This is a genomic window from Pseudomonas sp. SM4 (genome assembly GCF_051913165.1).
Classification (GTDB): domain Bacteria; phylum Pseudomonadota; class Gammaproteobacteria; order Pseudomonadales; family Pseudomonadaceae; genus Aquipseudomonas.
In genome coordinates this window covers 24,229-39,001 of the sequence record NZ_JBODOE010000004.1, presented here as the reverse complement: position 1 = coordinate 39,001, position 14,773 = coordinate 24,229, and the positions used below count along the sequence as shown (strand labels likewise).

Here is a 14,773-nt window from a genome sequence, read left to right as displayed (position 1 = left end):
CTACACACTTGCAGGAGCGAGCAATGCTCGCATATTGCGGATTGCGAGTCTGCGGGGCAGGTCATTCAACCCGGCCCACAGACCCGCTCCTACAAATCGCCGATCACTTGGTGGCGGCGCCATCCGGTACGAACACGTAGCCCACGCCCCAGACAGTCTGGATGTAGCGCGGCTTGGATGGATCGGGTTCGATCATCCGGCGCAGACGCGAGATCTGCACGTCGATGGAACGCTCGAGGGCATCCCATTCGCGGCCACGGGCCAGGTTCATCAGCTTGTCGCGGGTCAGCGGCTGACGCGCGTTCATCACCAGGGCCTTGAGTACCGCAAACTCACCAGTGGTGAGCATGTGCACTTCGTCGCCGCGCTTCAGTTCCCGGGTGGCCAGCGACAACACGTAATCACCGAAGGTGACGTTTTCGTCTTCACTGCCCGGCGCGCCCGGCACCGGTGCGGCCTGACGACGCAGAACGGCTTTGACCCGGGCCATCAGCTCGTCCGGGTTGAACGGCTTGGCCAGATAGTCATCGGCGCCCAGTTCCAGGCCCTTGATGCGGCTGATCTCATCGCCTTTGGCGGTGAGCATGATGATCGGGATCTGATTGTTCGCGGCGCGCAGACGGCGGCAAGCGGTCAGGCCGTCTTCGCCCGGCAGCATCAGGTCGAGTACGACCAGATTGAACACCTCACGCGACAACAGACGATCCATCTGCTCGGTGTTCGGAACGGTACGGGCGCGGTAGCCCTTGCTGACGAAGAAACGTTCCAGCAGGCTGCTCAGCCCCGGATCGTCATCAACGATAAGAATTTTTTCGCCTTCAGCAGTTTGTGCAGTGCTGCTCATTGGATGCTCCTTTTAGCTCGGCGCGCATTATGGCGTAGCTGCCGTTATACGCACCGTGTGCATTGTTAGCAGATTTTTCCTTCACTGCCAGAAAACCGGGGTTTATGCCTACAGACTGCAACGCCCCCGAATGACAGAACGCTGGTTATAATGCGCGGCGTTTTGTGCCAGGCAACGTCTGAATCGTTACCGCAGGTGGCAGCCGGTTTTTTTCATGGCAACCGCAGTAATTGTTCGATTTCACGGGTCAATGGGGTGCCTTTTGACCCAGGCAGCGGCCATCTTCATGCCGCTCAACCAGACTCCGGGCCTTTATTTCCGTGCCTGCGAGCCTGCTTTCACAATATGTCAGGTGGTTTTATGGACAGCATCAACAGCCGCATCGCCGAGGAACTCGGCGTACGCCCACAACAGGTCGAAGCGGCCGTCGCGCTACTCGATGAAGGCTCAACCGTTCCCTTCATCGCCCGTTACCGAAAAGAAGTCACCGGCAGCCTCGATGACACCCAGTTGCGTCATCTGGAAGAGCGTCTGCGCTACCTGCGAGAACTCGACGAACGGCGCATCAGCATCCTCGCCAGCATCGAGGAGCAAGGCAAACTCACCCCGCAACTTGAGCGCGACATCAAGCTTGCCGACACCAAGACCCGCCTCGAAGACTTGTACCTGCCGTACAAGCAGAAGCGCCGCACCAAGGGCCAGATCGCCCTGGAAGCCGGCCTCGGCGATCTCGCGGACGGCCTGTTCAACGACCCGAACCTGGCCCCGGAAACCGAAGCCGCACGCTTCGTCGATGCCGAAAAAGGCGTGGCCGATGTCAAGGCAGCCCTCGAAGGCGCCAAATACATCCTCATGGAACGTTTCGCCGAAGACGCCAGCCTGCTGGAAAAACTGCGTAACTACCTGAAACAGGAAGCCACCCTCAGTGCCCGCGTTATCGCCGGCAAAGAAGAGGAAGGCGCCAAGTTCCGCGACTACTTCGAACACGACGAACCACTGAAAAGCATGCCGTCGCACCGCGCGCTGGCGATTTTCCGTGGCCGCAACGAAGGCATCCTCAGTTCTGCGCTGAAAGTCGGCGACGAGCTGCCGGGCACCATGCACCCGTGCGAAGGCATGATCGGCCAGCAATTCAACATCCAGAACCAGAACCGCCCGGCCGACAAATGGCTCGGCGAAGTGGTGCGCTGGACGTGGAAGGTCAAGCTCTACACGCACCTGGAAACCGACCTGCTCGGCGAACTGCGTGACGGCGCCGAAACCGAGGCGATCAACGTGTTCGCCCACAACCTGCACGACCTGCTGCTGGCCGCCCCGGCCGGCCCGCGCGCTACTCTGGGCCTCGATCCGGGCCTGCGTACCGGTTGCAAGGTGGCCGTGGTCGACTCCACCGGCAAGCTGCTTGATCACGCCACGGTTTACCCGCACGTGCCGCACAACAAGTGGGATCAGACCATCGCCATCCTGGCCGCCCTGTGCGCCAAGCACTCGGTTGACCTGATCGCCATCGGCAACGGCACCGCCAGCCGCGAGACCGACAAACTGGCGATCGAACTAATCAAAAAATACCCGGCGATGAAGATGACCAAGGTCATGGTTTCCGAGGCCGGCGCGTCGGTGTACTCGGCATCGGAACTGGCGGCCAAGGAGTTCCCGGATCTCGACGTGTCGATCCGTGGCGCCGTGTCCATCGCCCGCCGTCTGCAGGATCCACTGGCAGAACTGGTGAAAATCGATCCGAAATCCATCGGTGTCGGCCAGTACCAGCACGACGTTTCGCAACTGAAACTGGCGCGCGGTCTGGATGCGGTAGTTGAAGACTGCGTAAACGCCGTCGGCGTTGATGTAAACACCGCTTCGGTGGCGCTGCTGGCCCGTATTTCCGGCCTCAACTCGACGCTGGCGCAGAACATCGTGACTCACCGCGATGAGCACGGCGCGTTCAAAACCCGTGCAGCCCTGAAGAAAGTCGCGCGTCTGGGCGAAAAAACCTTCGAACAGGCGGCCGGTTTCTTGCGCGTGATGAACGGCGACAACCCGCTGGATTCCTCGGCCGTTCACCCGGAAGCCTATCCGCTGGTGCAGCGTATTGCCGCTGAAACCGACCGCGACATCCGCTCGTTGATCGGCGACGCAAGCTTCCTCAAGCGTCTGGATCCGAAGAAATTCACCGACGAGACCTTTGGTCTGCCCACCGTCACCGACATTCTGCAAGAGCTGGAAAAACCGGGCCGCGACCCGCGTCCGGAGTTCAAGACAGCCGAGTTCCAGGAAGGCGTTGAAGACCTGAAAGACCTGCAACTGGGGATGATCCTTGAAGGCGTGGTCACTAACGTGACCGCGTTCGGTGCCTTCGTCGACATCGGCGTGCATCAGGACGGTCTGGTGCACATCTCGGCGCTCTCGGAGAAGTTCATCAAGGATCCACGCGAAGCGGTGAAGGCCGGTGACGTGGTGAAAGTGAAGGTCATGGAAGTCGACATACCACGCAAACGCGTCGGCCTGTCGATGCGCATGGGCGACACTCCGGGCGAGAAGATCGACGGTGCCCGTGGCTCGCGTCCGGGCTCGGCGCAACGCCAGCCGTCGAACAACGCGCCACGCAAGGAAACCGCCACCGCCGCCCCGGTGAACAACGCGATGGCTTCGCTGTTCGCCAACGCCAAGCAATTGAAGAAACGCTGATGGAAATTCCGGCCGGGCTCGTCGAGAGCGCGTTTTTCAAGCTGTTGGGCTGCCGCCTGCACAGCCTGGAAACCGGGGTGGCGCAAGTCGCCCTGGTGCTGGAACCGGAACTGCGCAATCGCGGCGGCAAATTGCACGGTGGCGCGCTGTTCAGTCTGGTCGACATCGCCATGGGGCTGGCCTGTTCCAGCACTCACGGCTTCGATCAGCAGAGCGCGACCATCGAGTGCAAGATCAACTACATCCGCGCCGTTTCCGACGGCGAGGTCATGTGCACGGCGCGGGTCATCCACCCGGGCCGCCGCACGTTGGTGGTTGAAGCCGACGTGATGCAGGGCGACAAACTGGTCGCAAAAGCACAAGGCACGTTCGCTGTCCTGTAGCTACCGGTCATCATTTTGAGTTAATTTCGGCGCAACGAATCCTGTAGGAGCTGCCGCAGGCTGCGATCTTTAGATTTTGTTTTCCAAGAGCAAGATCAAAAGATCGCAGCCTGCGGCAGCTCCTACAGGTATGTGTGCGGCTGACCGGTTAGAAAAACCAGGCGAAAACGCCAGTTTTAACTTCACCCTTGTAGACCGTCCTGCCCACCCCCATATTGGGGCGACTGACGCGTGAAGGAATCCAAATTGAGCGAACTTCTCAACCGCCGCCTGGCTCTGCTCGGCGAGCGCGCTAACCTCTCTCTGCTCGAGCAGTGCCTGCACGGTATCGAACGTGAATGCCTGCGCGTGACCAGCGAAGGTCGCCTGGCGCAAACGCCGCACCCCGAAGCCTTGGGTTCCGCGCTGACCAACGAACAGATCACCACCGACTACTCCGAGTCGCTGCTGGAATTCATCACGCCCGCCCTGCCCGACCCGGCTGATACGCTGGCGAGCCTGGACAAGATTCACCGTTTTGCCTACAGCAAACTCGGCAACGAGTACCTGTGGAGTCCATCGATGCCGTGCCCGTTGCCGGCCGAGGAAGACATCCCGATCGCCTATTACGGCACCTCCAACATCGGTCAGCTCAAGTACGTCTACCGCAAGGGCCTGGCCCTGCGCTACGGCAAGACCATGCAGTGCATTGCCGGGATTCACTACAACTTTTCCCTGCCGGAAAAGCTCTGGCCGCTGCTGCGTGAAACCGAAGGGTTTGTCGGCACGGATCGCGATTTCCAGTCGGTTTCCTACATCGCGCTGATCCGTAATTTCCGCCGCTACAGCTGGCTGCTGATGTACCTGTTCGGTGCCTCGCCTGCGCTGGACGCCGGTTTCCTGCGTGGTCGTTCGCATCAGTTGGAACAGCTCGATCCGGACACCTTGTACTTACCGTACGCGACCAGCCTGCGCATGAGCGACCTCGGTTACCAGAGCAACGCTCAGGCCGGTCTGACGCCGTGCTACAACGATCTGGCGAGTTACACCGACAGCCTGCGCAAAGCCGTCGCCACGCCGTACGCGCCGTACGTTGAAGTCGGCACGCACAAGGATGGCGAGTGGGTGCAACTCAACACCAACATCCTGCAGATCGAAAACGAGTACTACTCCAACATCCGCCCGAAACGCGTGACCTACACCGGCGAGCGGCCGATTCAGGCGCTGGTGGCCCGTGGCATTCAGTACGTCGAAGTGCGCTGCCTGGACATCAACCCGTTCCTGCCGATGGGCATCGACCTCACCGAATCGCGCTTCCTCGACGCGTTCCTGCTGTTCTGCGCGCTGAACGATAGCCCGCTGCTGACCAACACTTCATGTGGCAATGCGACGTCGAACTTCCTCAGCGTGGTCAAGGAAGGTCGTCGTCCGGGTCTGGAGTTGCAGCGTGACGGTGAGTCGGTCGAGATGAAGACCTGGGCTGCCGAACTGCTGGAACAAATCGCCCCGCTGGCGGCGTTGCTGGATCAGAGCCATGGCGGCGATGCGCACAGCAAGGCACTGGATGCGCAACTGGCCAAAGTCAGCGATCCGTCCCTGACGCCGTCCGCGCAGGTTTTGGCGGCGATGGCTGAGCATAAGGAAAGCTTTGCGCAGTTCTCGTTGCGTCAGAGCCAGGCGCATGCGGAGTTTTTCCGTAGCGAGCCTTTGGCGGCGGATGAGCAGGCGAAGTTTGAGGAGCTGGCGCGTACTTCGCTGGCTGCGCAGGCTGAGCTGGAGCAGAACGAGGTGGGCGATTTTGATGTGTTTGTCGGGTCGTATCAGGCGAGCATTCTGGCGATCAGTAACTGATCTGTCAGAACACAAATTGTGTGCTGACTGGTTCCTGTGGCGAGGGGATTTATCCCCGTTGGGCTGCGCAGCAGCCCCAAAAGCCAGATACGCGATTTATCCGATACACCGTATAGGAAGGTCTTACGGCTGCTGCGCAGCCGAACGGGGATAAATCCCCTCGCCACAAAAGCGCCAGTTCCCCCTAAGGCTTAGATTTTTCCGCTCATAAGCTCATTCGAAAAAGTTATTTATTTACTGATTCTTAGATCATTTAGTCTCCTTTCACGCCGACGCTCGGTCGCCTGATATGGAGCTTTTCAATGAAACTGAATTTTCCGCTTCGCCTGCTCGCCGCAGCCTCCCTGGCCGCCGCGAGTTTTCTGGCTCAGGCCGCCGACCTCACCGTCGCCTACCAAACTACCGTTGACCCGGCGAAAGTCGCTCAGGCCGACGGCGCTTACGAAAAGGCCACCAAAGCCGACATTGCCTGGCGCAAGTTCGATAACGGCGCCGACATCATCGCTGCCATCGCCTCTGGTGACGTGCAGATCGGCTACCTCGGTTCGAGCCCGCTGACCGCCGCGATCACCCGCAAAGTCCCGGTCGAAACCTTCCTCATCGCCACTCAGATCGGCGCTGCCGAAGCGCTGGTCGCCCGCGACGGTTCCGGCATCAAGACCCCGCAAGATCTGGTCGGCAAGAAAATCGCCGTGCCGTTCGTGTCCACCGGTCACTACAGCCTGCTCGCGGCGCTGAAGCACTGGAACATCGATCCTTCGAAAGTCACTGTGCTCAACCTCGCCCCTCCAGCGATCATCGCCGCGTGGAAACGCGGTGATATCGACGCCACCTACGTGTGGGATCCGGCACTCGGTGTGGCCAAGGAAAACGGCAAAGTGCTGATCACTTCCGGCGAGCTGGCCAAGTTTGGCGCGCCAACCTTCGATGCGTGGATCGTGCGCAAAGACTTCGCCGAGAAGCACCCGGAAATCGTCACCGCGTTCGCCAAGGTCACCCTCGACGCCTACGCCGACTACCGCAAAGACCCGAAAGCCTGGCTCGCCGATCAATCCAACGTCGACAAATTGGTGAAACTCTCTGGCGCCAAGGCCAGCGACATCCCATTGCTGCTGCAAGGCAACGTCTACCCGCTCGCCGCTGACCAGGTCGTCACCCTCGGCGCGCCGACCACCAAAGCCATCACCGACACCGCTGCGTTCCTCAAGGAGCAAGGCAAGGTCGAAGCCGTTCTGCCGGACTACGCGCCGTACGTCAGCGCCAAATTCATCACCAACTGATCGGGAGTTAACCGCGATGGCCTTGCTACAGCTGGAGCGCATCAGCGCACAGTACCCGGGCAGCCCGACACCGGTGCTGGCGGATATTTCTCTGACCCTGGGGCCTCAGCAATTGCTGGTCGCCCTCGGCCCGTCCGGCAGTGGCAAGACTTCGCTGTTGAACCTGATTGCCGGTTTCGTCGAACCGAGTGCCGGGCGCATCACCCTCGACGGCGTGCCGGTCAAAGGCCCGAGCGCCGAACGTGGCGTGGTGTTCCAGGACGACGCGTTGCTGCCTTGGCAGGACGTGTTGGCCAACGTCGCATTCGGTCTGGAGCTGGCCGGCGTCGCTAAGGACAAGCGCGAAAAGATCGCCCGCGAAATGCTCGCGTTGGTCGATCTTTCCGGTTTCGAAAGCCGCCGCATCTGGCAACTCTCCGGTGGCCAGAAACAACGCGTCGGCCTCGCCCGCGCCCTCGCTGCTGACCCGCGCGTATTGCTGATGGACGAACCCTTCGGCGCGCTCGACGCGTTCACCCGCGAACAGATGCAGGAGCTGTTGCTGCAAGTCTGGCAGCGCACCGCCAAGCCGGTTTTCCTGATTACCCACGACATTGAAGAAGCGGTGTTCCTCGCCACTGACCTGATTCTGCTCGCGCCGAATCCGGGGCAGATCGTTGAGCGTCTGCACTTGGATTTCGGTCAGCGTTACGCCGCTGGCGAGTCCGCCCGCGCGATCAAATCCGATCCGCGCTTTATCGAAACCCGCGAACACGTGCTGAGCAAAGTGTTCTCGCAACGCAGCGCCGGGCAACGGCAGGAGCGCGCATGAGCAGTTACGACGTTTCCTCGGCTGCGGTAAAACCGGTCAGCGCATCGGTGGTGACTCCGCTGCGCCGCAGCCTCAGCACGCGCTGGATCAGCTTGCTGACCTTGTTTGCATTGTTAGCGATCTGGTGGGCGGTGACTGCCACTGGATTGATCGAGCCGCTGTTCCTGCCGCCACCGTCCGCCGTGCTGCAAAAGGGTTGGTTGCTGGCGACTACCGGTTACATGGATTCGACGTTGTGGCAGCACCTTGGTGCGAGCCTGAGCCGCATCGGTCTGGGCCTTGGTTTCGCGATTTTGACCGCTGTGCCGGTGGGCATTGCTATCGGTGCCAACCGCATCGCCCGCGGTGTGCTTGATCCGCTGATCGAGTTCTACCGGCCGATTCCGCCGTTGGCTTATCTGCCGCTGATCGTGATCTGGTGCGGCATCGGCGAGTTGTCGAAAGTGCTGTTGATTTATCTGGCGATTTTCGCGCCGATTGCCATCGCTACCGCCACCGGCGTGCGCACGGTTGACCCGGCTAAATTGCGCGCGGCGCAGTCGTTGGGTGCGACGCGTTTGCAGCTGATTCGTCATGTGATATTGCCGAGCGCGTTGCCGGACATTCTCACTGGCGTGCGCATTGGTCTGGGTGTTGGCTGGTCGACGCTGGTCGCCGCCGAACTGATCGCTGCCACCAGCGGTTTAGGCTTTATGGTGCAATCGGCCGCGCAATTTCTGGTCACCGACGTTGTGGTGCTGGGGATTCTGGTCATCGCCCTGATCGCCTTCGCCATGGAAATGGGCCTGCGCGCCCTGCAGCGCAAACTGGTGCCGTGGCACGGCCAGGCCCACTAAAACATCTTTTGAATCACCCCCCTGTAGGAGCTGCCGCAGGCTGCGATCTTTTGATCTTGCTTTTAAAAAGATCAAGATCAAAAGATCGCAGCCTGCGGCAGCTCCTACAGGGAGGTGGTTATCCGCAATTGAAGAGAAAGACCATGAGCAGCCTCGACATCACCCCATTAAGCTCGGCCCTCGGCGCACAGATCAGCGGCGTCGACATCAGCCAGCCACTGAGCCTGGAACACCGCGACGCGATCGAGCAGGCGCTGCTCAAATACCAGGTTTTGTTCTTCCGCAACCAACCAATCGAACCGCCACAACAGGCGCGCTTTGCGGCGTACTTCGGTGACCTGCACATTCACCCGATCTACCCGAACGTGCCGGAACAGCCGGAAGTGTTGATCCTCGACACCGCCGTCACCGACGTGCGCGACAACGCGATCTGGCACACCGACGTGACCTTCCTGCCGACGCCGGCGATGGGCGCGGTGCTCAGCGCCAAGTTGCTGCCGGAGTTTGGCGGCGACACGTTGTGGGCCAGCGGGATTGCTGCGTATGAAGCGCTGTCAGCGCCGCTGAAAGGTTTGCTTGAAGGCCTGACTGCGACTCACGACTTCACGCGCTCGTTTCCGCTGGAACGTTACGGCAACACGCCAGAAGCATTGGCGCAGTGGGAAGAAGCACGGCGCAAGAATCCACCGCTGTCACACCCGGTGATTCGCACGCATCCGGTCAGTGGGCGGCGCTCGCTGTTCGTCAACGAAGGCTTCACGTCGAAGATCAATGAGCTGTCGGAAACCGAGAGCGAGGCGATTCTGAAGTTCCTGTTCGCCCATGCAACACGGCCGGAATTCACCATTCGCTGGCGCTGGCAGCAGGACGATATTGCTTTCTGGGACAACCGCGTGACGCAGCATTACGCGGTGGATGACTACCGCCCGGCGCGGCGGGTGATGCAGCGGGCGACAGTGCTGGGGGATGTGCCTTTTTTTTAGGATCAAAAGATCGCAGCCTGCGGCAGCTCCTACCTTGATCGTTCCCACGCTCTGCGTGGGAACGCCGCCCGGGACGCTCTGCGTCCCGTCTAAAGCCGAACGCGGAGCGTCCGTGGATGCATTCCCACGCGGAGCGTGGGAACGATCAGCTTCGAGAGGCTCACTCCGCCGTCGAAGGCTTCTCCCACAGATTGATCCCGCCCTCCTGGGCAAACCGGTCAATCTCCGCCAGCTCTTCCGCGCTAAAACTCAGATTCTTCAACGCCCCAACGTTCTCGATAATCTGCTCCGGCCGGCTAGCGCCGATCAGTGCCGAGGTCACCCGAGGATCGCGCAGCGTCCACGCCAGCGCCAGTTGCGCCAGACTCTGACCACGACGCTTGGCGATCTCGTTCAGTGCGCGCACGTGAGCGATGTTGGCCTCGGACAAGTGCGAAGCCTGCAACGAACCACCGCCCGGACGATTGACCCGCGCATCCGCCGGCACGCCGTTGAGGTATTTGTCGGTGAGCAGACCCTGCGCCAACGGAGTGAACGCGATCACGCCAGTACCGAGTTCATCGGTGGTATCGAGCAGATCCTTTTCCACCCAGCGATTGAGCAGGTTGTACGCCGGTTGGTGAATCAGCAGCGGCACTTTCCACTCTTTCAACAACGCCGCCATTTCACGGGTTTTCACGCCGGAATACGACGAGATCCCGATGTACAACGCCTTGCCCTGCTGCACGGCAGTGGCGAGGGCGCTGGCGGTTTCTTCCAGTGGGGTGTCCGGGTCGAAGCGGTGCGAATAGAAGATATCCACATAGTCCAGACCCAGGCGTTGCAGGCTCTGGTCGAGGCTGGCCAGCACGTATTTGCGCGAGCCGCCGCCCTGACCGTAAGGGCCGGGCCACATGTCCCAACCGGCCTTGCTGGAGATGATCAGTTCGTCGCGGTATTGCTTGAAGTCTTCACGCAGCAGACGACCGAAATTGATCTCGGCGCTGCCGTACGGCGGGCCGTAGTTGTTGGCCAGGTCGAAGTGGTTGATACCCAGGTCGAACGCGGTGCGCAGCAGGGAGCGCTGGGTGTCGATCGGCGTGCTGTCACCGAAGTTGTGCCACAGGCCCAGCGACAGCGCCGGCAGCACCAGACCGCTGCGGCCGACGCGGCGGTAAGGGATGGAGTCATAGCGATTTTCGGCAGCGGTGTAAGTCATCGAATCCTCTCTTGTCTGTCTTTTAGTCATCAGAAACCGAACACCTTTGTGGCGAGGGGATTTATCCCCGATCGGCTGCGAAGCAGTCGTAAAACCAGCGCACTCGGTACATCAGGTTGACCGAGGTTTCAGGTCTTGGGGCGGCTCCGCCACCCGTCGGGGATAAATCCCCTCACCACAAAAGCCCTACCAATCATGCGAAACGGTTTACAGGTCGGGCCAGGCCAAGGTTCTGGCGTAACGTCCGGCCCTCGTATTCCGTTCTGAACAACCCACGCCGTTGCAGTTCCGGCACCACGCCGTTGGCGAAGTCTTCGAGCCCGCCCGGCAGGTGCGGCACCAGCAAGTTGAAGCCGTCCGCAGCGCGCTGTTCAAACCATTCCTGCAAACGATCAGCAATCTGCTCAGGCGTACCGACCAGGCTATAATGCCCGCGCCCGCCAGCAATCTTGCGGCCCAACTCGGCGAGGCTGAGGTTCTCCCGCCCCGCCAGCTCAGTGAGCAATTTCTGCCGACTCTGCTGGCCGCTTTCGGTCAGTGGCAATTCGGGCAACGGCCCGTCCAGCGGGTACTTCGACAAATCGAAGTTGCCCAGCATACGCCCAAGCAACGCGACGCCAACCTCGGGTTCGACTAATTGCTGAAACGTTTCACATTTTTCCTGCGCTTCGGCTTCGGTGCGGCCAACCACGACAAAAACCCCGGGCATGATTTTCAGCGAATCGGCGCTGCGACCGTACTTGGGCAGACGTCCCTTGAGGTCGGCGTAAAACGCCTGAGCGTTGGCCAGCGAGGTCTGCGCGGTAAACACCACTTCTGCCGTCTGCGCCGCCAATTCACGCCCAGTCTCGGAAGATCCGGCCTGCACGATCACCGGTTGCCCCTGCGGCGAGCGCGCAACGTTCAGTGGGCCTTTGACCCGGAAGTGCTCGCCGACATGATCCAGCACATGCAACTTCGCAGGCTCGTAATACGCCCCGCTCGCCTTGTCGCGCACAAACGCATCGTCCTCCCAACTGTCCCAGAGCCCGGTGACCACCTGATGAAACTCGCGCGCACGGCTGTAGCGCTCGGCATGGCCAATATGTTCTTCGCGGCCGAAATTCAGCGCCTCGGCAGCATTGTCCGAAGTCACCAGATTCCACCCCGCTCGCCCACCTGATAGATGATCGAGCGAAGCGAATTTGCGCGCCACGTGATACGGCTCGTTGTAACTGGTAGTCGCCGTCGCAATCAGACCGATGTGCTCGGTCACCGCACTCAGCGCCGAGAGCAACGTCAACGGCTCAAAGTGATCAGAGCGCGCCATGCGACTGGCGATGTCCTGGGTCGGCGCGGCAACGCTGTCAGCAACAAACAACGCATCAAACTTCGCCGCTTCGGCAATTTGCGCCAGCCGTTTGTAATGGGCGAAATCCAGTCCCGCATTCGCCGGCACATCCGGATGACGCCACGCCGCCACGTGGTGCCCGGTGGCCATGAGAAATGCGCCGAGTTTCAACTGTCTGCTCATCTTAAAAATCCTTGCGCAATTGCACGCCGAAGTAGCGCTCGTCATCGCGTGGCACGGCGCGGTAGATGTAGTTGCCACCGCTGGCGAGCACCGGCGAGTAAGACTTGTCAGCGAGGTTTTTGCCGAGCAAGGCGACACGCCAGCCATTGCTGTAATCGGCGAGTGCGACACTGGCGTTCCAGATACCGTAAGCGCCCTGTTTGGTGTCGACGTTCTGGCTGATGTCGTACTGCACTTCGCTCTGCCAGCTGTAGTCGGTGCCGAGTTCGATATCCAGACCGTTATCCAGCGGGATCGTGTAGTCGGCGCGTACGTAGCTTTTCCAGTCCGGGCTGAATGGCAGCGGTTTGCCGTTGACGTTGCACGACGCCGCCGCGCCCGCCGGGCAGGCGAATTCGTCGATTCGTGCGCGGGTGTAGGCCAGTGCGCCGGACAGTTTCAGTTGCTGGGTCGCTTGCAGGGCGTAATCGAGTTCGACGCCTTCGGTGCTGACGCTGCCGGCGTTGATCAGACGCGTCACCACCTGCCCGGCGACGGTATCGAAGAAGTTCGCCTGGTAGTTGTCGTACTCGCTGTGGAACACCGCGAGGTTGGTAGTCAGGCGATTGTTCCAGGACGTGGCTTTGATGCCCGCCTCCCAGGTATTCGAAGTCTCCGGTTTGAGGGCTTCGGTGTCGCGCGGCTGCATGTTGAAAAACACGTTGTAGGCCGGGCCTTTGTAGCCGCGCGAATAGGTCAGGTAAGTGGTGACTGCATCGCTCAAGTCGTACTGCACACCGAGGCGGCCGGACCAGCCATCTTCATCGACAGAACCTGAGCTGCTGGTCGCCGGTTGGATACCGCTGACGGTGGTGGCCGACGTCGACACGCGGCGGTGATCGTATTCAAGATCATCGTGGGTGTAGCGCAGGCCGGCGATGCCGCGAAAGTCCGAAGTGAAGTTCAGCGTGCTCTCGCCGAACACCGCGTAACTGTCGCTAGTGGTGCTGTAATCGGCGACGCCACGGTCGGTGCGCGAGGTGGTGGTCAGCGTGCGCTGATAGGTCTCTTCGTCCTTGCCGTGCATGTAGAACAGGCCGCCGACGTATTCAAGAAATTCGCCTTTCGGTGAAGCCAGACGCAGCTCTTGCGAGTATTGATCGAAGGCCAGATCGCCCTTGTCAGCCGTGCCGGGAAACGCTGCGGTCACCGTGCCGAGTCGGTCGCCGTCCTGATACTGCGTGTTGTCCCAACCACGCCAAGCGGTGATCGACGTCAGGGTGTAATCGCCCAGTTGCCAGTCAAGCTGGCCGGACAAACCTTTGTTGATGTCTTCAACGTGAGAGCGAGTGTCGGTGTTGATGTCGCGGTTGTGGCTGGAGGCATACGCCGGGCTCAGCGCGTTGGCGAAGGCCGGGGTCAGCGACTTGCTGACCACGCCATTGGGGCCGTCGTCGTGGGACTGCATGTAGTCGGCGATCAGGGTGAAAGTGACGTCGTCATTCGGGGTGAATTCGAGTTTGCCACGCACACCGCGATGGTTGTAGCCGTTGACCTCCTGACCGTTGTGTTGGTTGTCGACGTTGCCGTCGTAGGTGCCGAACAGCGTGCTGATCGAGCCTTTCAACGTGTCCGGAATCAGGCTGCCGCCGAGGCCGAATCGGGTGCGGCTTTCGTTGCCGCTGTAGTACGACTGATCGATGTAGCCGTGGGTCTCGGCGGTGGGTGCCTTGCTGGTGATGTTGAGCACGCCAGCCGAGGCGTTCTTGCCGAACAGTGTGCCTTGCGGGCCACGTAAAACCTCGACGCGCTCAAGATCGAGCAGATCCATGGTTGCCTGTCCCGGACGCGCATACACCACGCCATCAATCACCGTCGCCACGGTTGGCTCAACGCCCGGCGAGGTGGAAATCGTGCCGACGCCACGCACAAACAACGAGGTGTCTTTGTTCGACGCGCCGGTGCGGAAATTCAGCGACGGCACTTGCTGAACGATGCTTGCCACGCCGTTGCGGTTATCGCGTTCGAGCTGCTCGCCGTCGATCACCGAAACCGCGACCGGCACTTTTTGCAGCGACTCTTCGCGGCGGGTCGCGGTGACGGTGACCGACTTCAGCGTCGGCTCCTGATCGCTGCTGTCAGCAGCGAATGCATTGGGCAACGGCAGCGCCGCCAGCCCCGTCAGTAACCAGCCAGCGGCGCGAATCGACTGCGCCAGTTTGTGTGTCGCCCCAGGAATGTTGTGCATGTTCTGCCCGCTCGAAATTGGCCCTGATCCGCTGCCGTTCTGCGACGACAGCGCCTGAATCGGTGTCTTGGGCATTCGCTCGAGCGAGTAGCAGACAACGCGCTTTGTTAGCGCTAACATCACCAATATTGGCCATCCGCACATAGACCGTCCAATACTGAAAAATTAGTTTTATATGCGATT

Annotated in this window: 11 protein-coding genes; 7 read left to right on the top strand and 4 right to left on the bottom strand. The window is 60.6% G+C overall.

The features are described from left to right. Positions 1–103 precede the first annotated feature (103 nt). Positions 104–844: an osmolarity response regulator transcription factor OmpR gene (gene ompR, locus ACQ4MY_RS08510; protein WP_008080479.1), complete on the bottom strand. Its 741-nt coding sequence runs from the start codon at positions 842–844 to the stop codon at positions 104–106. A gap of 360 nt (positions 845–1,204) precedes the next feature. On the opposite strand from ompR, the gene ACQ4MY_RS08505 reads away from it, so the two are divergent. The 7 genes from ACQ4MY_RS08505 to tauD all read left to right on the top strand — a co-directional run bounded on the left by ACQ4MY_RS08505 (position 1,205) and on the right by tauD (position 9,652). Continuing rightward, positions 1,205–3,529 carry a Tex family protein gene (locus ACQ4MY_RS08505; RefSeq protein WP_282358868.1) on the top strand — a complete coding sequence of 775 codons (2,325 nt, stop codon included), beginning with the start codon at positions 1,205–1,207 and terminating at the stop codon, positions 3,527–3,529. Beyond that, the gene (locus ACQ4MY_RS08500; RefSeq protein WP_053116527.1) at positions 3,529–3,912 is read left to right on the top strand and encodes a PaaI family thioesterase; all 384 of its coding nucleotides are present in this window, start codon (positions 3,529–3,531) and stop codon (positions 3,910–3,912) included. Before ACQ4MY_RS08505 ends, ACQ4MY_RS08500 begins: the two co-directional genes overlap by 1 nt. A 246-nt stretch (positions 3,913–4,158) precedes the next feature. After that, positions 4,159–5,742, top strand: coding sequence for a glutamate--cysteine ligase (gshA, locus tag ACQ4MY_RS08495; protein ID WP_440094790.1), 1,584 nt, complete (start codon positions 4,159–4,161; stop codon positions 5,740–5,742). A 302-nt stretch (positions 5,743–6,044) separates the two neighbouring features. Then, positions 6,045–7,022, top strand: coding sequence for a taurine ABC transporter substrate-binding protein (gene tauA, locus ACQ4MY_RS08490; RefSeq protein WP_008086822.1), 978 nt, complete (start codon positions 6,045–6,047; stop codon positions 7,020–7,022). Between the two features lie 16 nt (positions 7,023–7,038). Further along, positions 7,039–7,833 carry a taurine ABC transporter ATP-binding subunit gene (tauB, locus tag ACQ4MY_RS08485; RefSeq protein WP_007917917.1) on the top strand — a complete coding sequence of 265 codons (795 nt, stop codon included), beginning with the start codon at positions 7,039–7,041 and terminating at the stop codon, positions 7,831–7,833. Continuing rightward, entirely contained in the window at positions 7,830–8,669 is an 840-nt protein-coding gene (gene tauC, locus ACQ4MY_RS08480; RefSeq protein WP_008086818.1) for a taurine ABC transporter permease TauC, read from the top strand. Before tauB ends, tauC begins: the two co-directional genes overlap by 4 nt. Positions 8,670–8,812: 143 nt before the next feature. Beyond that, positions 8,813–9,652, top strand: a complete 840-nt coding sequence (gene tauD / locus ACQ4MY_RS08475) for a taurine dioxygenase (RefSeq protein WP_440094789.1) — start codon at positions 8,813–8,815, stop codon at positions 9,650–9,652. 160 nt (positions 9,653–9,812) lie between these two features. On the opposite strand, the gene mgrA is transcribed toward tauD, so the two are convergent. The 3 genes from mgrA to ACQ4MY_RS08460 form a co-directional block, all read right to left on the bottom strand. Beyond that, a complete protein-coding gene (gene mgrA, locus ACQ4MY_RS08470; protein WP_440094788.1) occupies positions 9,813–10,850 on the bottom strand; it encodes an L-glyceraldehyde 3-phosphate reductase in 1,038 nt (345 codons plus the stop codon). 193 nt (positions 10,851–11,043) lie between these two features. Then, positions 11,044–12,363 carry an LLM class flavin-dependent oxidoreductase gene (locus ACQ4MY_RS08465; RefSeq protein WP_440094787.1) on the bottom strand — a complete coding sequence of 440 codons (1,320 nt, stop codon included), beginning with the start codon at positions 12,361–12,363 and terminating at the stop codon, positions 11,044–11,046. Between the two features lies 1 nt (position 12,364). Further along, positions 12,365–14,590 carry a TonB-dependent receptor gene (locus tag ACQ4MY_RS08460; RefSeq protein ID WP_440095018.1) on the bottom strand — a complete coding sequence of 742 codons (2,226 nt, stop codon included), beginning with the start codon at positions 14,588–14,590 and terminating at the stop codon, positions 12,365–12,367. Positions 14,591–14,773 lie beyond the last annotated feature (183 nt).

Coding starts and splice junctions, on each gene's coding strand:
- ompR (WP_008080479.1), bottom strand. CDS start 844: ATGAGCAGCACTGCACAAACTGCTGAAGGCGAAAAAATTCTTATCGTT.
- ACQ4MY_RS08505 (WP_282358868.1), top strand. CDS start 1,205: ATGGACAGCATCAACAGCCGCATCGCCGAGGAACTCGGCGTACGCCCA.
- ACQ4MY_RS08500 (WP_053116527.1), top strand. CDS start 3,529: ATGGAAATTCCGGCCGGGCTCGTCGAGAGCGCGTTTTTCAAGCTGTTG.
- tauA (WP_008086822.1), top strand. CDS start 6,045: ATGAAACTGAATTTTCCGCTTCGCCTGCTCGCCGCAGCCTCCCTGGCC.
- tauB (WP_007917917.1), top strand. CDS start 7,039: ATGGCCTTGCTACAGCTGGAGCGCATCAGCGCACAGTACCCGGGCAGC.
- tauC (WP_008086818.1), top strand. CDS start 7,830: ATGAGCAGTTACGACGTTTCCTCGGCTGCGGTAAAACCGGTCAGCGCA.
- tauD (WP_440094789.1), top strand. CDS start 8,813: ATGAGCAGCCTCGACATCACCCCATTAAGCTCGGCCCTCGGCGCACAG.
- mgrA (WP_440094788.1), bottom strand. CDS start 10,850: ATGACTTACACCGCTGCCGAAAATCGCTATGACTCCATCCCTTACCGC.
- ACQ4MY_RS08465 (WP_440094787.1), bottom strand. CDS start 12,363: ATGAGCAGACAGTTGAAACTCGGCGCATTTCTCATGGCCACCGGGCAC.
- ACQ4MY_RS08460 (WP_440095018.1), bottom strand. CDS start 14,590: ATGCACAACATTCCTGGGGCGACACACAAACTGGCGCAGTCGATTCGC.